This window comes from Noviherbaspirillum saxi, assembly GCF_003591035.1.
Lineage (GTDB): Bacteria > Pseudomonadota > Gammaproteobacteria > Burkholderiales > Burkholderiaceae_D > Noviherbaspirillum > Noviherbaspirillum saxi.
The window spans coordinates 2,153,033-2,172,524 of sequence record NZ_QYUO01000001.1 but is presented as its reverse complement, the minus strand read 5'-3'; the positions used below and the strand labels follow the sequence as shown (position 1 = coordinate 2,172,524).

The window sequence follows — 19,492 nt, the reverse complement described above, 5'->3', positions numbered from 1 at the left end:
AGTAATCGTGTAATGCGAGCAACCATGCGTCAGAGTAAGGGCAGCGACGGTGGTGGCTTGCCGGTAAGGTCGGTAGCCAGTCCGCTTGCCAGCTTAGCCGTGATTCCATAGATCGACAACTGCGGATTGGCACCTATCGATGTCGGGAACAAGGAGCCGTCATGTACCGACAGATTGGCAAGCTCGTGATAGCGGCCGCGAGACGACACAATCCCTTGCTTCGGATCATCCGACATCGTACAACCGCCCATCACGTGAGCAGAGACGACGCGGGTTTTCAGCGGTTCATAGGCCAGGGCATTGATCGCCTTGCGTGCAGCGTTCCAACTGGAATAACCATCGGCTTCTTCATGCACCGGATACACAGCCTTTGCCCCGGCGGCAAACTGGATTTCCGCCATGCTCAGCAAGGCGCGGCGCACGCCGTCCCATACAAAGGCCGAAATCGGATAGTCGAGAACTGGCGATCCATCGTCCTGCAGCGATACTGTGCCGCCGCACGATTCATCATGAAAGCCGTCTCGCAGCAATGCCAGCAAGGCGTGCGTATGTGCAAATTGTTTCATCATGGCAGCATGCTGTACACCGAAACCGCTCATGGTCGATGCAAACAGAAGCGGATGGAGCGGCGGTGCTTCCAGCTTGTAACCGATAGCCCCATCGATCGCTTGCGTCTGAAGGAAGTGATCCGAGTAGATGGTTTGCGGCGCGCCGGCATAAGCGTCCACTTTCTTGTCGTGCAGGGCCGCCGAGATGACCGTTGGATGCAAAAAGGTTCTCTTGCCCAACAGGTGCTGCGGGTCGGGTGCTCCGGAACGCAGCAGCAAGGCTGGCGAGTTGATCGCGCCGCCCGCGACGACATAATGTTTTGCCCGAACATGAATACGGTGTCCGGTCGGTGCCAATCCACGCTCATTCAGCGCCACGCACGATAAACCATGTACCTTGTCACCCGTGAACAGAAGTTTGTCCGCGCGGGTGCGCGTGAACAGCGTGGCGCCTCGGGCAAGCGCGGAGGGAATCGTTGTGACCAGCATCGATTGCTTGGCATTGGTAGGACAACCCATGCCGCAGTAACCGAGATTCCAGCATGCCTTGACATTGCGCTGGATGGCTGCAGCAGGAATGCCGAGTTGTGCCGCGCCACGTCGAAGCAAATCGTTGTTCTCATTGGGTGCCGCCGCCCAGGCACCGATATGAAGACGCTGCTCCATCATCGTGAACCAGGGTGACAAAGACTCCGCCGAATAATCGTTCAGACCGAAGTTCTTTTGCCAGTACGACAAGGTATCGCCGGGCGTGCGGAAGCTGGAGGTCCAGTTGACAGTCGTAGAGCCGCCGACATTGCGTCCTTGCAATATGTTAATCGCCTTGTCGCGAGTCTTGCGTGCCGCCGATTCCTGGTACAGCTCCGGATACGCCTCTGCTTCATGCATCTTGAAGTCTTTTGAGGACTTCAGCGGGCCTTCCTCGACCAGCACCACCTTGAGGCCGGCAAGCGCGAGAATTTCGGCGGTCACGCCGCCACCGGCGCCGGTTCCGATGATGGCGACATCGGCTTCCACTTCGCGATCGGCGACCAGCGTCGATGCATCGATGACTTTCCAGCCGCTAGCGAGTCCAGCCTGGATGGGATCCGGAATCGGGGACGAAGAAGCGGACTTGGCCATGAATGTATTAACTCAATTCTTTCAGTGGTCCCGGATAGCCGACGCTCGCCCATGACGAGGCGTCGGCATACCAGGGACCGATAATCAAGTCGTGCAAGGCATGATAGGCGCTTTGCATTAATGCGAAGCGGCTGTGGCGCCAATCCTGCAGGAATGCAGCAATGTCTTCCGGTTTTGCACGCGGCCAGTCATCCGGTATGCCAACGAGGAAGCGTCGTGAAGGTCCGAGCGTGAGCAGCGCGAACAGATTCTGGATTTCCTGCTGGGTGCGTAGCGGCAAGCCCGAGATCGCATCGTCAACGAGCGATACCGCCTTGTCTATATCGACAGGCGTCTCAGCGATTGCATTGCCCAGCATCACCGGTGCAATTGCACTCAATGCCGATCGTGCCTGTGGATGCATGACAAAGCCGGGAGGGGACTCCGGCCTGGCAATGCGGTAGATGCTGCCAGCAGCCATGAGTGCAAGCGTGCCGAAGAAGCCGGCTTTCAGAAAAGTGCGACGGGTAGGGCGCGCAACAATGCTTGCCATGGCGGTAGTCGGAAATGGGTTGAGCTGAGTGTACTCCAAGGCATATCACTTTGAATCCGGCAAAAATAGAGGTGCCGTTCTAGAACGTTCCACGTGTTTGCACTCGTATTGCCATGCGCAAAATAGCTGAGTGCACATGCCTCATCAATACCGAAAGTGCGTATGCCGACTTGCTCAGTTCCCGCTACATCGGGCTCACTGTTTAGGGACTTGAATTATCCGGGTGCCTGCGATCCGGTCGTGCAGAAATTGCCGTTGAGGATCGAGAAATGCGGTAAGGGTCCACAGCACCACGTTGCCCCCGATAAGAAGTGAAACCGATGTCGTGTCTTTGACGTCAAGTGCCCACGCTGCAAGCAGCCCCGGAAGCACCCACATCCATCCCAGAAAATATCGTATCGTCGCCCGCCGAAAATCTATCGGCATGTTGTCCACCGTGACCAGTTTGACGTGCCAGGTCTTCATGGCAAGCGTCTGGCCGCTTCGTACCCAGCACCAGATGAAGTACAGGCCGATGACGACGAACAGGAAGGCCTGGAGCGTATGGCGCATGTAGAGAGCATGCTTTTGCTGCATGGCGGTGGCGAATACCAGGCCCGAAACAAAGGCCACGCCGAACAACAGCATGGCTTCATAGGTCATGCTGGCAAGGCGACGCTTCAGGGAAGGTGTGGTGGTAGGAATTGCAGTAGTGTTCAACGTCGGTCTTATTTTGAGGGTGGCACAGCGGCCGGGATTGCGGATTGCGGTGTCGCTTGCGGCGTCACGGATTGTTCCAGCACCGGCTTGGGCGCGGATTTGATCGGGGGAATGGTCTGGCTTGCCTTGCCTTGCGCGGCAGGTGAGGGCAGGGTTGTGATTTTCTTTTTCGCGGCTGCCGCTTCGGCCAGTTTTCGCTTTTGTTCGTCGGGCAGTTGCTGATACTGCTCCCATTCGGCCGTTTTCTTGTCAGGGCCCAGCTGCTTTGTCCGTGTATAGCTTTCGCGCGCAAGGCGGCGCTGTTCGGGTGTCAGCTTGACCCAGTCGTGCATGCGTTCCTGAACACGCTGCTGCTCATCCGGCTTCATCGATGCATACTTGTTGCCGATGGCGAGCCATTTATTCTTGCGAAAAACGTCCAGCCGATCCCATTCGCCCGCGAGGGGCGCAAGCGCTTGCTGTTGCGCTGGCGTGAGATCAGCCCACAAGGGTTTTGAGGCATTCGGCGGTTTCGTTGCCGGAGCAGCCGGACTCGCGGCCATCGGGACACCGGCCGAGCTTGAGGCAGGGTTGCCTGATGCAGCTACAGCGATGGCGGTAGTGCAGGCCAGGCCGCCCAGAATGAACGCCGCCCGCAATCGGCGGGTGGCAATCGATATCGGCTGCCACCTCATGTCAATCGCCTCGCTTGGCAAGGAAGGCATTGAAGCCATGGTCAAGGTAGGCAGACAGTGGAAGTTCATCCGCCAGCACCTCGGCATCGATTTCGGCGGTGTCGGCAATGCGGCGCTGCTGCTCAAACTGGTAAATGCCGGCAAGCCCTGCTACGAGGATGATCAGCGGAATCGCGACACCCATGCGGGCAAGCCAGGGAAAACGGCCGTTCACGACACCGCCGTTGCCTCTGCCGGGAAAGGCCGCCCGCGGCACGAGGGCGTGCAGAGGAGATGATTTTTTCTTGCGGGAGAGTGCCAGTTTTCGCGCGTTGGCGAGCCTGTCGGTAGTCTCTGTAGGCAGATGGTCAAGATTCTCGTTCAGTGCGTGACGTACCTTGTACGCAAAATTGATCTGTCTGGTATTCATAATGTGATTCCTTTGGCTCGCAGCGCCTGCGCCAGCGTATGTGTCGCACGTGAACAGTGTGTCTTGACGCTGCCCTCCGAACATCCCATCGCCGCGGCGGTTTCGGCCACATCCATATCCTGCCAATAACGCATCAGGAATGCTTCCCGTTGACGCCTCGGGAGTTTCTGTACTTCCTGTTCTATGGCCGCCAGTACCTGGTCACGTTCGACCTTGTCGGCGCTGGACTCCGCGGCTTCGGTACCTTCTTCGGCCTCGTAGGTTTCCAAAATATCATAGCTATCCGAATCCTCATTCTCGGCACCTAGCGAGGAAAACAGGCTTACCCAGGTTCCGCGCACTTTCTCGCGGCGGAAATAATCGTGGATGGTATTTTGAAGAATGCGCTGGAACAGCAACGGCAATTCGGCAGCCGGTTTGTCGCCGTATTTCTCGGCCAGCTTGATCATTGCATCTTGAACAATATCAAGCGCCGACTCGTCCTTGCGCACCGCGTAGACGGCTTGTTTAAAAGCCCGCCGTTCCACATTCTCCAGGAAGTCGGAAAGTTCTTTGTCAGTTGCCATGCGGTGCGGCGCGTCGTCTTTTGTATGCCTGGGTTGTGCGCCCCAAAGTGGCGCACGGTTAGCGGAAGGCTGTTCTGCAAAACTGTGCGCATGCTAGCAAAAAAGCCTTCTATTGTGGATAGTTTTTGCGGAAACCGCTTGATTTCTAACGGATTTAATGGAATTTAGCTTGACCAAAAGGGTGCGAGCCATTAACGTATCACTCCCTTCTCACCTCGAAGGATCTGTCTTGTCGCGCGGCGCATGATGCTGCTCTCCGACAAGGCGCGCTTTACATGAAAAGCTGTTTGCTCTGACCCACGCCACAAGCGTGAGAAATTCGTAACGATATTCCAGATACCCCGGCTGAACGAGTCGCGTTAAGCGTTATTTTGAACCGCATCTACGGGTGCGCAACGAGATGGCGTGACCGCACAAAGAAGGGAAGCCCAGGCGCTGTTATCCCGTGCGATTTCGCAAGGAAAGAGCATCCGTTCAATCTCCAATGGACCTTGAAAGGAACCTGGCAATGAGTAGCAATGAAATCACCGGCGCGGAGATGGTCGTCCGCTGCCTGGCAGAAGAGGGTGTCGAACATGTGTTCGGTTATCCCGGCGGCGCAGTCCTTTACATCTACGACGCGATCTTCAACCAAGACAAATTCCAGCACATTCTTGTACGTCACGAGCAGGCTGCGATCCATGCGGCGGATGCGTACTCGCGCAGCTCGCAGAAAGTCGGCGTAGCGATCGTCACTTCCGGCCCTGGCGTCACCAATGCGGTCACCGGCCTCGCCACCGCCTACATGGATTCGATCCCGATGGTGGTCATTTCCGGTCAGGTGCCGTCGCACGCAATCGGCCAGGATGCATTCCAGGAATGCGATACGGTCGGTATTACCCGCCCATGCGTCAAACACAACTTCCTCGTCAAGGACATCAAGGATCTTGCCGCGACGATGAAGAAAGCATTTTTTATCGCCACAACCGGCCGGCCCGGCCCGGTGCTGGTCGATATCCCTAAAGACATCACGATGCACAAGGGAACGTTCGAGTATCCGAAGGAACTCGAAATGCGCTCCTACAAGCCGGTCGACAAGGGCCATGCTGGACAGATCCGCAAGGCTGTGCAGCTGCTGCTGACCGCGGAACGGCCGATGATCTACACCGGCGGCGGTGTGATCCTCGCCAATGCTTCCGGCGAGCTGAACAAGCTGGTCGACAAACTTGGCTACCCGTGCACCAACACCCTGATGGGCCTCGGAGCGTACAAGGCATCCAGCGACAAGTTCGTCGGTATGCCGGGCATGCACGGGACCTATGAAGCCAACATGGCCATGCAGCACTGCGACGTGCTGATCGCCATCGGCGCGCGCTTTGATGATCGCGTGATCGGCAATCCCAAGCACTTTGCTACGCATCCGCGCAAGATCGTTCATATCGATATCGATCCTTCGTCGATTTCCAAGCGCGTGAAGGTTGACATTCCCATCGTCGGCAACGTCAAGGACGTGCTGGTCGAATTGCTGTCGCAACTCGATGCCGCCGAGACCAAGCCGAACGCGCCGGCGATCGCCGCATGGTGGCGCCAGATCAATGAATGGCGTGGCCGCGAGTGCCTGAAATTTGCATCTTCGGATGAAGTGATCAAGCCGCAAGCCGTAGTGCAGAAGCTGTGGGAGGTCACCAAGGGCGATGCGTTTATTACCTCCGACGTCGGCCAGCACCAGATGTGGGCTGCGCAGTATTACAATTTCGATAAGCCGCGCCGCTGGATCAACTCCGGCGGTCTGGGCACCATGGGTGTCGGCCTGCCGTATGCAATGGGCGTGCAGATGGCCAATCCGGGTTCGACAGTGGCCTGCATTACCGGCGAAGCGTCGATCCAGATGTGCATCCAGGAACTTGCTACCTGCAAGCAGTACCACCTGACGCCAAAGATCATTCTGCTGAACAACCGTTTCCTCGGCATGGTGCGCCAGTGGCAACAGATCGACTACGGTTCGCGCTACTCCGAGTCGTACATGGATTCGCTGCCCGACTTCAACAAGCTGGCGGAATCCTTCGGTCATGTAGGCATGAAGATCGAGAAACCGGGCGATGTGGAAGGCGCGCTGAAAGAAGCCTTCGACATGAAGGACCGACTGGTATTCATGAACTTCATTACCGATCAAACCGAAAACGTCTGGCCGATGGTGAAGGCCGGCAAGGGTTTGACTGAAATGCTTCTGGGTTCGGAGGATCTGTAATGCGCCACATCGTTTCTGTACTGCTCGAAAATGAAGCGGGCGCCTTGTCGCGCGTAGTCGGCCTGTTTTCGGCGCGCGGCTACAACATCGAAACCCTGACCGTTGCTCCGACCGAGGATGCGACGCTGTCGCGCATGACCATCGTCACCAGCGGTTCGGATGATGTGATCGAACAGATCACCAAGCACCTGAACCGCCTGATCGAAGTGGTCAAGGTCGTCGACCTGACCGAAGGTGCGCATATCGAGCGTGAACTCATGCTCATCAAAGTGCGCGCCGTCGGCAAGGAACGCGAAGAAATGAAGCGCACCGCGGATATCTTCCGTGGCCGCATCATCGATGTCACCGAAAAGACTTACACCATCGAACTGACGGGTAACAAGTCGAAGCTCGATGCCTTCATTGAATCGATCGACCGCACCGCGATCCTGGAAACTGTCCGTACGGGCGGATCCGGCATCGGACGCGGCGAGCGTATTCTCAAAGTCTGACACTACACATCAACAACATCATTACCTATTACCTGTTAGGAAGATAAATGAAAGTTTTTTACGATAAAGACTGCGACCTGTCCCTTATCAAAGGCAAGAACGTCACGATCATCGGTTACGGCTCGCAAGGACATGCACACGCACAGAACCTGAACGATTCCGGCTGCAAGGTGACCGTTGCTCTGCGCAAGGGCGGCGCTTCGTGGGAAAAGGCAAAGAACGCCGGTCTGAACGTGATGGAAGTCAACGAAGCGGTCCAGGCTGCAGACGTCATCATGATCCTGTTGCCCGATGAGAACATCGCACAGGTCTATAACGAAAACGTCGCTCCGAATGCAAAGCAGGGCGCTGTGCTGGCCTTCGCTCACGGCTTCAACGTCCACTACGGTCAGGTTGTGCCGCGTGCCGACCTCGACGTCATCATGGTTGCACCAAAAGCGCCAGGCCATACCGTTCGCGGTACCTACACTCAAGGCGGCGGCGTGCCTCACCTGATCGCGGTCTATCAGGACAAATCCGGCAGCGCACGTGACATCGCCCTGTCGTACGCGATGGCAAACGGCGGCGGCCGTGCAGGCATCATCGAAACCAACTTCCGTGAAGAAACAGAGACTGACTTGTTCGGTGAACAGGCTGTTCTGTGCGGCGGTACCGTGGAACTGATCAAGGCCGGTTTCGAAACTCTGGTTGAAGCCGGTTATGCTCCAGAGATGGCGTACTTCGAGTGCTTGCACGAACTGAAGCTGATCGTCGACCTGATCTATGAAGGCGGCATCGCCAACATGAATTACTCGATCTCCAACAATGCGGAATACGGCGAATACGTCACCGGCCCGCGCGTTGTGACCGAAGACACCAAGAACGCGATGCGTCAGTGCCTGAAAGATATTCAGACCGGCGAATACGCAAAGAGCTTTATCCTCGAAAACAAGGCTGGCGCACCGACTCTGATTTCCCGTCGTCGCCTGACTTCCGAGCACGAGATCGAGCAGGTAGGTGAAAAGCTTCGTGCGATGATGCCTTGGATCAAGAAGAACAAGCTGGTCGATCAGTCCAAGAACTAAGCTTTTACCTTACATTACTTACCAGGCGGCAAACAATGCGTTTGCCGTAGTTGAGTAAAATGCATGGGGCCGCGACAGTGTTGCGGCCCTATTTTTTTCTTTCGGAGATTATCATGCGACTTGCTTTGGCTAGTGTTCTCATCTGCGCTTTTTCAGCCGGCCTGCCGCACGTGCATGCCCAGCAGGCACCTCAGCAGCAGGCAAGCGCGCAGACAACCGGCACGCTGGTGATCGTTCCAGCTTATGGCGAAGTACGCCATCCGAATGATGAGGCGCGCGTGACCTTCATGATCGAGGAGCAGGATAAGGACAAATCGGCAGCCGCGTCGCGTGTCAATCAAAAGATGAAGCAGGGCACCGACATTGTTCGCAAGGAAGACCCTCAGGCGCAGCTGAAAACACGGGGCTATTACACCTATCCAGTCTATCCCGAGGATGGGCAGCCTCGCCCGGTCAACACCAAGACGCGGCAACCCGTCGCCTGGCGCGTAGGCCAGTATCTCGAAGTCACGACGACAAGCTTGAGCGGACTGCCGAAAACAGTCGCAGCGGCACAAAAGCTGCTGGCGCTGAATGGTCTTCATTTTGGTCTTTCCGAGGCGACCAGCCGCAAACTTGAAGAGCGGCGTATCGCGGCGGCATACCAAAATCTCACAGATCGTATCGCAGCGGTGGCAAAAGCCATGGGACGCAATGCCGCCGACGCTACCATCGATACGATAGATTTTGAGGCCTCCGGCGCCTACGCGCCCCAGCACGATGCCAGAATGGCCAAGCCCATGAGCGCGTCGGCGATGGAAGCGGCACCGGTCGAAGAACCGAGTTTCGAGCCAGGCGAAACAACATTGAACATGCGGGTGGTGGGGAAAGTGCGCTTTAAATGATTCCCCGGCCGACAGGACATGCGGACGGCCGGATGAAACTGATGCTGCACAGACTCTCCGGAAAGGTTACATTTGCTGTCCGCTCGTCTAGAGCAGTTTCCCCCTGACTGTACCGCCGATGCCGGACGCTTTGCCCGCGGCACTGCGTTGCGGCTGCTTGCCATGGCTCGCCATGTCGCGTCGCCGCGCCTTGTTCCACAGGCAAATCGCCTCGGCCTCGACTGGCAAGTCAGGGTGAAACTGCTCTAGAATAGCGACGCATTTCAATTTACAGATTCATATTTAATTCACTTCTACATAGACGGAATCAGCATGGCAACCTTCAATCGCCGCAAGGCGAAGAGCAGCGCCGGGTTATTCCCAAAGGCTTCGCGTTTTGGCCGGCGGGCGTCCCTTCACGCCGGACAACGTGAAGACGGTGAGCTGGACGGTGATGCCGTCGTCGCGGCGCCTCGGCGTCGCGGTATTTACCTGTTGCCAAACGCTTTTACCACAGCCAACCTGTTTTGCGGCTTCTTTGCCATCGTCATGGCCATGAACCTGAAGTTCGATCAGGCATGTATTGCGATTTTTGCCGCGATGCTGCTCGATAGCGTGGATGGCCGGGTCGCGCGCCTGACCAATACACAGAGTGAATTCGGTGCGCAGTACGATAGCTTGTCGGACATGCTGTCTTTCGGTGCCGCTCCCGCACTCGTGGTGTACGAATGGTCGTTGCGTGGCATGGGAAAACTCGGATGGCTCGCCGCCTTCGTGTATTGCGCCGGTGCAGCGCTGCGACTTGCGCGGTTTAATACGAATATCACCGTGGTCGACAAGCGTTACTTCCAGGGCTTGCCCAGTCCAGCGGCAGCGGCATTGGTCACGGGCTTTGTCTGGTTGATGGATGATTTGCGTTTCGTCGGCACGGATCTGATCTGGTTTGCGTGGACAGTGACGCTGTATGCCGGTTTGAGCATGGTGACCAATGTGCCGTTTTACAGTTTCAAGGAAATCAATTTCCGCAAGTCGGTCCCGTTTATCGCGATCTTTGTCATCGTACTAATCTATGTGCTGATATCGAGCGACCCGCCCAAGGTATTGTTCGGCATGTTCGTGCTGTATGGTTTGTCGGGCTATGTCATCTATTTCTGGCGCCTGTTCAAGGGAAAGCCGGTCAGCATTGTCGATACTCGTGAGCCAGATGTGTTCGACAGCAAAGATTAATACCAAACCATTGCTGACCTGGTAGAAGGCTGAATTTGCCGGAAAAGTGCGGAATGCACAAAGCATTGCACTTTTCCGGGAATCCGCTTATAGTTTTTCGCATGTTCCGTGAAATCCACATTTCCGCGTCTTCATTTTTCGGCAGCCTACTGCTAGGCCTGCTGTCGCTACTAGTGCGTTAACGCGCGCTAAATCCCATACCCCCACAATTTGTGAAGTGCCTGGCTCCTGTCATAAAGGCAAGGGCAGGCGAAATACCATTTAAAACCGACCCGATTCAATATCTACCGACTGGAGAGCAGCATGGCCGACAAACTGATCATTTTCGATACCACCTTGCGAGACGGCGAACAATCGCCTGGCGCGTCCATGACCAAGGATGAAAAAATCCGTATCGCAAAGCAGCTGGAACGCCTCCGGGTAGACGTCATCGAAGCCGGTTTTGCTGCGGCGTCGCCCGGCGACTTTGAATCGATCAAGGCGATTGCCGGCGTCATCAAGGACGCCACCGTCTGCTCGCTGTCGCGCGCCAACGATCGCGACATTTCCCGTGCGGCGGAAGCACTGGCGGCCGCCGGGCGCAAGCGTATCCATACGTTTATTGCAACGTCGCCACTGCATATGGAAAAGAAACTGCGCATGACGCCCGATCAGGTATTCGAGCAGGCCAAACAGGCGGTACGGTTTGCACGTCAGTTTACGGACGATGTCGAGTTCAGCCCGGAAGACGGCAGCCGTTCCGATATGGATTTTCTGTGCCGCGTGATTGAAGCAGTCATTGCGGAAGGCGCGCGCACAATTAACTTCGCCGACACGGTAGGTTACGGTGTGCCCGAGTTGTACGGCAATATGATCAAGACCTTGCGCGAGCGTATTCCCAATTCCGACAAGGCAGTGTGGTCGGTGCATTGTCATAACGACCTCGGCATGGCGGTTGCCAATTCGCTGGCCGGCGTGATGATTGGCGGTGCCCGTCAGGTCGAATGCACCATCAACGGTCTTGGCGAGCGTGCCGGCAATACCGCGTTGGAAGAAATCGTGATGGCGGTTAAAACGCGCAAGGATCATTTCAACCTCGACCTCTCGATCGATACCTCGCAAATCGTTCCGGCATCAAAACTGGTCTCCCAGATCACTGGATTCGCGGTGCAGCCGAACAAAGCGGTGGTAGGCGCGAATGCCTTCGCCCACGCTTCCGGGATTCATCAGGACGGTGTACTCAAGGCACGTGACACCTATGAAATCATGCGTGCGGAAGATGTGGGTTGGACAGCAAACAAGATTGTCCTTGGGAAACTGTCAGGCAGGAACGCATTCAAGCAACGCCTTGAAGAACTGGGGATCGAGCTCGACTCCGAGACGGAAGTGAATGCAGCATTTGCCCGTTTCAAGGAACTGGCGGATCGCAAGTCTGAGATCTTCGACGAAGACATCATCGCGGTCGTGTCGGACGAACAGCATTCCCACGACAACGAGTTCTACCGCTTTGTTTCTTTGTCCCAGCACTCCGAAACCGGAGAGCGGCCGACGGCCAAAGTGGTGTTCACAATGGATGGCAAAGAGCTGGCATGCGCGGGGCAGGGCAACGGCCCGGTGGATGCGACCGTCCATGCAATCGAATCGGAAGCGAAAAGCGGAGCCGAACTGCTTCTGTTTTCAGTGAACGCGATTACGACCGGAACGGAATCCCAGGGCGAGGTAACAATGCGTCTGTCGAAATCCGGTCGCATCGTCAACGGGGTGGGTGCCGATCCGGATATCGTTGTCGCATCGGCGAAAGCCTATTTGTCTGCATTGAACAAGCTGCATTCCAAGGCAGAACGATTGAATCCGCAGATATAATCGTTGGCCGGAAAAATGAAAAAGCGCTTGCCTGCAAGCGCTTTTTTTATGCCAATGTACAAGTTTGCGCTATTCAATTACCGCAAAAACATGCCGAACGGGAATCGTTTGTCGGGATCGTAGCGCGGGTCGGGGCCATTCATCATTTGTCGCACTATACCGGCGCGGTCGAAGTGCACATGCATCATCGAATTCCATACACCGCTTTCCTTGTACGGATATGACCAGACCTCGAGATCCCGCAACGAGAGGTAGGAGGTTTCACTGGGATGGCCGATCGTCCGCAAAACGCTGTCCTTGTTTGCCTGTCCTTCCTTGATGGTCGCGAATACTTCATTGGTCAGGACTTGCTGGAAAGAAGTTACCCGGCCGGAAGCATCCAGTTTGGCCATGTACGTCCGCTGGCCCCATGGACCCGTGGCGTATTCAAGAATTTCTCCGCTGGCGTCCTTGACGCGATGCGATGGCTGCCCACGTTTTGTTATGACCTCCGTCGCGGTATCGCCCACATTGACGGGCTGCGGCATGATGGATGCGCAGGCGGAAAGGGTGGTCAGGATTGCAACAAGGGTTGCACTTTTAAGCCTGCTCATGCTGATTCCTTTGCCAAGGGAAACGCTTCGTCCAACGCGGGTCCCATCTATCTAAGTATTTGAATAAACGGATCATTTCCGATATACTGCGCGTCTTGGTTGTTTTGACCAAGGTTTTTTATCAATTGTTCACGGTGTGCTGGGGTTGCGACTCCGTCCACCGCATGTGAAAGGTAAGTCATGTCAGTAGAAAACATCAACAAGGCCGCTATTATTGCGGATAACGCTCGCGGCGCAAACGATACCGGCTCTCCAGAAGTACAGGTTGCACTCCTGACCGCCCGTATCAATGAACTCAATAGCCATTTCAAGGCCCACGCCAAGGATCACCACTCCCGTCGCGGCTTGATCATGATGGTTAACCGTCGCAAGAGCCTGCTTTCCTATCTGAAGGGCAAGGATGCAACTCGTTATCGTGCCCTCATCGAGAAGCTCGGTCTGCGTAAGTAATTTGTGGCGTCATTCGCCAGGTTTTATAGATGAAATGCCTGCGTCAGTCTTCTGATGCAGGCATTTTGTCATTTGGCGATTTGTATTCTGAAAGCGTTTGCGAAAGCGTTTGACAGTGAAAGATGGCAGCCATGCGTGGCCGTCCATCCGTGGTGAGGTGAACGACAGCGCCTGAAAATCTGTCGGCAAAAATAGAAAGGAAACACCGTGTTCAACAAAGTTACCAAGACCTTCCAGTACGGACAGCACACCGTCACACTCGAGACAGGCGAAATCGCCCGTCAGGCATCCGGTGCCGTCCTGGTGTCGATCGAAGACACCGTCGTACTCGCGACTGTCGTTGCCCGCAAGGATGCCAAGCCGGGTCAGGATTTCTTCCCGCTGACCGTCGACTACGTCGAAAAGAGCTATGCTGCCGGCCGTATCCCGGGTGGTTTCTTCAAGCGTGAAGGCCGTCCCTCCGAAAAGGAAACGCTGACCTCGCGCCTGATCGATCGTCCGATCCGTCCGTTGTTCCCCGAAGGCTATCTGAACGAAGTTCAGGTCATCGTTCATGTCTTGTCCGTCAATCCGGAAATCGATCCCGACATTCCTGCGATGATCGGTGCATCGGCTGCGATCAGCGTTGCCGGTATCCCCTTCAGCGGTCCTTTGGGCGCCGCGCGCGTCGGTTACATCGATGGTCAGTACATTCTCAATCCGACCGCCTCGCAATTGCCGAAGTCGCAGATGGACCTGGTTGTCGCCGGTACCGAGCAGGCGGTGTTGATGGTCGAATCGGAGGCTAATCAGTTGTCCGAAGAAATCATGCTGGGCGCCGTGGTCTATGGCCATGAGCAGATGAAGGCAGTCATCGATGCAATCCATGAACTGGTGCGCGACGGCGGCAAGCCGGAAGTCCAGTGGGCGCCCGCGTCGAAAAACGATGCATTGATTGCCCGCGTCACCGAACTGGCCGAAGCGAAGCTGCGCGAAGCCTATCAGACCAAGGACAAGCAAGCGCGTACCGCAAAGCTCAACACCGTTTCCGCAGAAGTCAATGCAGCGCTGTCAGCGCAGGCCGCAGAAGCCGGATTGCTCGCTCCGGATGCGGCCGAAGTAGGCGGCGTTCTGTTCGATCTGGAAGCGAAAATCGTCCGTTCGCAAATCCTCGAAGGCGAACCGCGTATTGACGGCCGCGACACACGTACCGTGCGCCCGATCACCATCCGTAATAGCGTACTGCCGCGCACTCACGGTTCGGCACTGTTCACCCGCGGCGAGACGCAGGCATTGGTGATCGCAACCCTTGGCACGGCACGCGACGAGCAAAAGATCGACGCGCTGATGGGCGAGTACTCCGATCGCTTCATGCTCCACTACAACATGCCTCCGTTTGCAACCGGTGAAACCGGCCGCGTCGGCACGCCGAAGCGCCGCGAAATCGGTCACGGACGCCTGGCCAAGCGCGCGTTGCAGGCGGCATTGCCGTCGCCGGAAGAGTTCAGCTACTCGGTGCGTCTGGTATCCGAAATCACCGAATCCAATGGTTCATCGTCGATGGCCTCGGTCTGTGGCGGTTGCCTGGCATTGATGGATGCCGGCGTTCCGATGAAGGCGCATGTGGCGGGTATCGCCATGGGCCTGATCAAGGATGGCAGCAAGTTCGCGGTCCTGACCGACATCCTTGGCGACGAAGATCACCTCGGTGACATGGACTTCAAGGTGGCAGGTACTGCCAACGGCATTACCGCGCTGCAGATGGACATCAAGATCCAGGGCATCACCAAGGAAATCATGCAGGTCGCGCTCGCGCAGGCGAAGGAAGGCCGCATGCACATCCTGGCAAAGATGCAGGAAGCCATGCCGAACGGTAAAGGTGAACTGTCCGACTTCGCACCGCGCCTGATCACGATCAAGATCAATCCGGAAAAGATTCGTGACGTCATCGGCAAGGGCGGAGCTGTCATCCGCGCGCTGACTGAAGAGACCGGCACGCAGATCGATATCAGCGACGAAGGTGTCGTGACCATTGCATCGGTCGATGCAGCGGCAGGCCAGGAAGCCAAACGTCGTATCGAGGAATTGACTGCCTCGGTCGAAGTCGGCAAGACCTATGACGGCGTCGTGCTCAAGCTTCTCGACTTCGGTGCAATCGTTCAGGTGATGCCGGGCAAAGACGGCCTGCTGCACATCAGCCAGATCGCCAACGAACGCGTCAATGCGGTCGCCGATTACCTGAAGGAAGGCCAGCAAGTACGCGTCAAGGTACTGGAAACAGACGATCGCGGTCGTCTGAAGCTGTCGATGAAAGCCGTCGCGGCCGAAGAAGGCGGCGCTGCGCAACAACAACAGCAACAGCAGTAAGCTGAAAGAGTTGACGTCTAGCCGGAGATGATCCGGGTAGAAAAAACCGCCCGTAGCGAAAGCCCGGGCGGTTTTTTATTGCGGCAGGCCAAAGCCCAATACTCAGTTCACAATACTCAGTTCAGTCCGACTCGCTTTTCGTCGATTCGATACAGCGTCGACGCGCGCTTGAATGACGATGACTTGTCATGGTCATTTGCCACAGGCGTGGAAAAGAACTGGAAGGCATTCTTGCCGCGCTCTTTCGCGTGGTACATCGCGTTGTCGGCGTTCTTCAACAATGCCGAGCCGGTCGTGCCGTCTTCCGGATAAATGCCGATGCCGATGCTGGCGCTCAATCGGCATTCCTTGCCGCCCACCATAACCGGGTGCGCCGCCTCGATTAGCAGCTTTTGCGCGACATCTGCGGCATGCCGGCCGTGTTCCAGATCTTCGACCAGCACATAGAATTCATCGCCGCCCATGCGCGCGATCTTGTCGGTTTCGCGCAGGCATGCGCGCATGCGCCGTGCAATCTCGCGCAAAGCATGATCGCCCGCATCGTGCCCCATCGTATCGTTGATTTCCTTGAATTTGTCGAGGTCCAGGAACAGCACCGCGAATCGGCTTCCATGCCGCTGTGCATTGCGCAAGGCAAGGTCGAGATATTCCTTGAACAGGAAGCGGTTTGGCAGTGAGGTCAGCCCATCATAGTGCGCGAGATAGCGAATCCGCTCCTCGGAGGCGCGGCTTTCGATTGCGATTCCTGCAAGGTTGGTGCAAATGCCGGACAATTGCCGATCGTCGCTATCGGGCGCAACTGCGTCCTTGAAGTAAAGCGCGAATGTGCCAAGAATTTTTTTATTGCGTCCGAAAATCGGCCATGAAGTACAGGCCTTTAGACTGTGTTCCAGTGCCAGTTCCCTTAGCGATTCCCATAGCTGATCGCATGCAATATCCTCGACCACCACTGGTGCGCTCCGAGATACCGCAGTAGCGCAGGAACCATTGCCGGGCTGGATCGAAAGCTCGCCCAAGGCCTTGGTGTACTTTCCCGGCAGTGCTGGTGCAATGCAATCGATCAACGCCGTGCGATCGGCATTCAGTTGCAGGATCGAGCATATGCCATGCTCCGATTGACTTTGGGCAAAGCGCGTGATCTCTTCAAGAATCTCGGTCAGCGCGACACCGGTGGCAACCATATTGAGTATGCGATTCTGCCCTAGCTGCAGGGCTTCCGCACGCTTGCGCTGGGTAATGTCGCGCACGACCACTTGCAGCGCGGGCGCATCGTTGTAGGCAACTTTGCTGACACCGATTTCAACATTGAATGCAGTGCCGTTTTCGCGTCGCCAGACTTGTTCCACGAAACCTGTGGCCGACATGTCGGACAGACCGGCTTGCGCGCATTGATAATAGAGGGCGTGAGACTCGCACTGGATGAAATCCAGAATGCTTTTGCCAAGCAGCCCGGATAGTGTATGCGCGCCCAGAAGACGCAGCGCCGCATGGTTTGCCAGTGCAAGCAAGTCGTGTTGCACAACCAGGATGGCCTCTGGCGACAGATCAACCAACTGCTGATAGCGACGTGCGCTGTCTTTCAGCATTGCATGGGCCTGCTTGAGTTCCGATATGTCGCGGATGAAGGCAGTGAATACAGGCTTGTCATCCACAGAGAGTGGAACCACTGCCATTTCGACGGAAAAGCTGGAGCCGTCCGCATGCTGTGCCGTGACTTCGATTCGACGGTTCAGCAAGGTGCTTTCTCCTGTTGCGAGGAAACGTTCAAATCCTTGTTGATGACGCTCGCGCCATGCGGGCGGAATAATGATATCGGCAAGCTTCTTCCCCAATACGTCCTTGCTCGCATGCCCGAAAGTATGTTCGGCAGCCTGGTTGAAACTGATGATCTCGCCGTGGTGATTGATTGATACGATGCAGTCCAACGCCGCTGTCAGAATGGCACTGTTGATTTTTTCTGTGACTGCCAAGTCGTCATGGAGCATGGCGGCAGTGTCATCTTGGTGCAGGTCGGTCAATATCCCTGCCATACGCAATGCGCGTCCTTCATTGTCGCGTTCTACCACTTTGCCACTGATGTCGATACGTCGCCATTCCATGCGCTTGTCTTGTAAACGCAGCCGCACGTTATGCAAGCTGCCTGGCGCATGGCTTCCGCCACGCAGGGCTTCATGCAGTTGTTTATAAAATTCCGCCTTATCGTCGTCATGAACAAGGGCTGCCAATCCTTTGGAGGTCCAGACAATCCCTTCGGGCGGCAGCACCTCTTTCAAGCCTTCGGTGATGTGTCCATTCAGATACAGCCGGTCCAGTGGAATATGCCAGTCGAACGCGACCTGACGGGCTGCAGCGAGGGCCAGGCTAAGGCTCTCATCAAGCAGCAATGCTTTGCCGGGAGACATCAAGCGTGTGATGGTCGAACTGAACGAATTTGCACCCTGCATCGCGTTTGCCTGTACGAAACGATATTGCCCTTTGGAAATAGAACGGGATTGATTAGTTCCCACTGTTTTTGTAACGGATCTGCAGGGTTCAGTTACAAGTTTGTCTTCTGACTTTTGCATGTATGAATGGAATTGCATGCACCATTGTTGAGCTAGTGTCATGAGGCAATATTGTGCTCGGTCAATCAAAACACGAGCGTGCTTCATTCAAGCGCAAAGGAGCGTATGTCAGCCCAAAAAAGGAAATTATCAGCTGACGTAAAATGCAGTTTTGCCCATACAGATAAAACCATGCGAGCCATTGAAATTACCCGACCCGGACCACCGGAAGTTCTACAACTGTGCGAGCGGCCAATACCGGAACTAAAAGCGGGTGAAGTGCTGATCAAGGTTCATGCCGCTGGCATCAACCGGCCTGACGTCATTCAGCGATTGGGGCATTATCCGGTGCCTGCCGGCGCATCAGACTTGCCCGGGCTCGAAGTGGCAGGAGAAATCGTCGATGGGGATCTTGGCGGAAGCCAGTTCCGCAAGGGCGACATGGTATGCGCTCTCGTGCAGGGTGGCGGCTACGCAGAGTATTGTGCTGCTCCGATTCGACAATGCCTTCCGATTCCCAAAGGCTTGAGTGTGGTGGAAGCAGCTTCACTTCCCGAAACGTTTTTCACGGTCTGGAGCAATGTGTTCGACCGGGCCGGACTTGCGGAAAACGAAACCTTGCTGGTGCAGGGAGGAACGTCGGGGATTGGCGTTACGGCCATACAGATGGCAACCGCTCTTGGTCACCGTGTCCTTGCGACAGCGGGAAGCGAAGACAAGCGTCGTGCCTGTGAAGAGCTGGGCGCGGTTCGTGGCATTAACTACCGTGATGAGGATTTTGTCGAAGTCGTCAAAACGGAAACAGGCGGCAAAGGGGTTAATGTCATTCTCGACATGGTCGCCGGAGATTACGTGGGCAGGGAAATCAATTGCCTTGCTGATGATGGTCGTATTGTGATCATCGCCGTATTAGGTGGTGCCAAAGGTGCTATAGACTTCGGGCAGGTTCTCCGCCGTCGCCTGACGATTACCGGTTCGACGCTGCGTCCACGCTCGGTCGAATTCAAGGAGGCAATCGCCGGCAATCTTCAGGAGCGTGTCTGGCCATTGATTGAAAACGGCCGAATCAAGCCCGTTATCTACAAGGTATTTTCTCTGGAAGAGGCGGTGGCCGCCCATACGCTGATGGAAAGCAGTACCCATGTTGGCAAAATTGTATTGCAGCTTCAGTAAAAATGTTTGCTCTTGACCGCCAAATACGGAACGTCGGGAGTTTGTCGGCGGTCATAATCCATTGCTTGCGTTTGACCACTTCTGTTACCGCGCGCTAAAATCAAGGGTTATTGAAATTTTAGG

Annotated in this window: 18 protein-coding genes; 10 read left to right on the top strand and 8 right to left on the bottom strand. The window is 55.9% G+C overall.

Annotation, left to right across the window (positions count from 1 at the left end; genetic code table 11):
* Window positions 1-29 precede the first annotated feature (29 nt).
* The 6 genes from D3871_RS10125 to D3871_RS10100 form a co-directional block, all read right to left on the bottom strand.
* Window positions 30-1,670 (bottom strand): GMC family oxidoreductase, encoded by a 1,641-nt coding sequence (locus tag D3871_RS10125; protein WP_119768777.1) that lies wholly within the window; start codon window positions 1,668-1,670, stop codon window positions 30-32.
* A 7-nt stretch (window positions 1,671-1,677) separates the two neighbouring features.
* Window positions 1,678-2,202, bottom strand: coding sequence for a hypothetical protein (locus D3871_RS10120; RefSeq protein WP_119768776.1), 525 nt, complete (start codon window positions 2,200-2,202; stop codon window positions 1,678-1,680).
* 195 nt (window positions 2,203-2,397) lie between these two features.
* Complete coding sequence (locus D3871_RS10115) at window positions 2,398-2,901, bottom strand: RDD family protein (protein WP_199724819.1); 504 nt, start codon at window positions 2,899-2,901, stop codon at window positions 2,398-2,400.
* Between the two features lie 8 nt (window positions 2,902-2,909).
* Window positions 2,910-3,575, bottom strand: a complete 666-nt coding sequence (locus D3871_RS10110) for a DUF3106 domain-containing protein (protein ID WP_119768775.1) — start codon at window positions 3,573-3,575, stop codon at window positions 2,910-2,912.
* Between the two features lies 1 nt (window position 3,576).
* Complete coding sequence (locus D3871_RS10105; RefSeq protein WP_119768774.1) at window positions 3,577-3,984, bottom strand: DUF3619 family protein; 408 nt, start codon at window positions 3,982-3,984, stop codon at window positions 3,577-3,579.
* Window positions 3,981-4,550 (bottom strand): RNA polymerase sigma factor, encoded by a 570-nt coding sequence (locus D3871_RS10100; RefSeq protein WP_119768773.1) that lies wholly within the window; start codon window positions 4,548-4,550, stop codon window positions 3,981-3,983. Before D3871_RS10100 ends, D3871_RS10105 begins: the two co-directional genes overlap by 4 nt.
* Before the next feature lie 508 nt (window positions 4,551-5,058).
* Between D3871_RS10100 and D3871_RS10095 the strand changes: the two genes are divergently transcribed.
* The 7 genes from D3871_RS10095 (at window position 5,059) to D3871_RS10070 (ending at window position 12,264) form a co-directional block, all read left to right on the top strand.
* A complete protein-coding gene (locus D3871_RS10095; RefSeq protein ID WP_119770005.1) occupies window positions 5,059-6,777 on the top strand; it encodes an acetolactate synthase 3 catalytic subunit in 1,719 nt (572 codons plus the stop codon).
* Window positions 6,777-7,268: an acetolactate synthase small subunit gene (gene ilvN, locus D3871_RS10090; RefSeq protein WP_119768772.1), complete on the top strand. Its 492-nt coding sequence runs from the start codon at window positions 6,777-6,779 to the stop codon at window positions 7,266-7,268. Before D3871_RS10095 ends, ilvN begins: the two co-directional genes overlap by 1 nt.
* Window positions 7,269-7,315: 47 nt before the next feature.
* Window positions 7,316-8,332: a ketol-acid reductoisomerase gene (gene ilvC, locus D3871_RS10085; protein ID WP_119768771.1), complete on the top strand. Its 1,017-nt coding sequence runs from the start codon at window positions 7,316-7,318 to the stop codon at window positions 8,330-8,332.
* 113 nt (window positions 8,333-8,445) lie between these two features.
* Window positions 8,446-9,216, top strand: coding sequence for an SIMPL domain-containing protein (locus D3871_RS10080; protein ID WP_119770004.1), 771 nt, complete (start codon window positions 8,446-8,448; stop codon window positions 9,214-9,216).
* 72 nt (window positions 9,217-9,288) lie between these two features.
* A complete protein-coding gene (locus tag D3871_RS30185) occupies window positions 9,289-9,465 on the top strand; it encodes a hypothetical protein (protein WP_158597902.1) in 177 nt (58 codons plus the stop codon).
* A 63-nt stretch (window positions 9,466-9,528) separates the two neighbouring features.
* Window positions 9,529-10,422, top strand: a complete 894-nt coding sequence (gene pssA, locus D3871_RS10075; RefSeq protein WP_119768770.1) for a CDP-diacylglycerol--serine O-phosphatidyltransferase — start codon at window positions 9,529-9,531, stop codon at window positions 10,420-10,422.
* Between the two features lie 303 nt (window positions 10,423-10,725).
* Window positions 10,726-12,264 carry a 2-isopropylmalate synthase gene (locus tag D3871_RS10070; protein WP_119768769.1) on the top strand — a complete coding sequence of 513 codons (1,539 nt, stop codon included), beginning with the start codon at window positions 10,726-10,728 and terminating at the stop codon, window positions 12,262-12,264.
* A gap of 77 nt (window positions 12,265-12,341) precedes the next feature.
* On the opposite strand, the gene D3871_RS10065 is transcribed toward D3871_RS10070, so the two are convergent.
* Window positions 12,342-12,857 (bottom strand): hypothetical protein, encoded by a 516-nt coding sequence (locus D3871_RS10065; protein ID WP_119768768.1) that lies wholly within the window; start codon window positions 12,855-12,857, stop codon window positions 12,342-12,344.
* Window positions 12,858-13,037: 180 nt separating this feature from the next.
* On the opposite strand from D3871_RS10065, the gene rpsO reads away from it, so the two are divergent.
* Both rpsO and pnp read left to right on the top strand, forming a co-directional pair.
* Entirely contained in the window at window positions 13,038-13,307 is a 270-nt protein-coding gene (gene rpsO, locus D3871_RS10060; RefSeq protein WP_119768767.1) for a 30S ribosomal protein S15, read from the top strand.
* Window positions 13,308-13,514: 207 nt separating this feature from the next.
* A complete protein-coding gene (gene pnp, locus D3871_RS10055; RefSeq protein WP_119768766.1) occupies window positions 13,515-15,653 on the top strand; it encodes a polyribonucleotide nucleotidyltransferase in 2,139 nt (712 codons plus the stop codon).
* A 116-nt stretch (window positions 15,654-15,769) separates the two neighbouring features.
* Here pnp and D3871_RS10050 read toward each other — a convergent pair whose 3' ends face one another.
* On the bottom strand, window positions 15,770-18,097 hold the full coding sequence (locus D3871_RS10050) for a diguanylate cyclase domain-containing protein (protein ID WP_158597901.1): 2,328 nt from the start codon (window positions 18,095-18,097) through the stop codon (window positions 15,770-15,772).
* A 291-nt stretch (window positions 18,098-18,388) separates the two neighbouring features.
* Here D3871_RS10050 and D3871_RS10045 point away from each other — a divergent pair, with 291 nt between their 5' ends.
* Window positions 18,389-19,369, top strand: coding sequence for an NAD(P)H-quinone oxidoreductase (locus tag D3871_RS10045; RefSeq protein WP_119768764.1), 981 nt, complete (start codon window positions 18,389-18,391; stop codon window positions 19,367-19,369).
* Window positions 19,370-19,492: the final 123 nt, after the last annotated feature.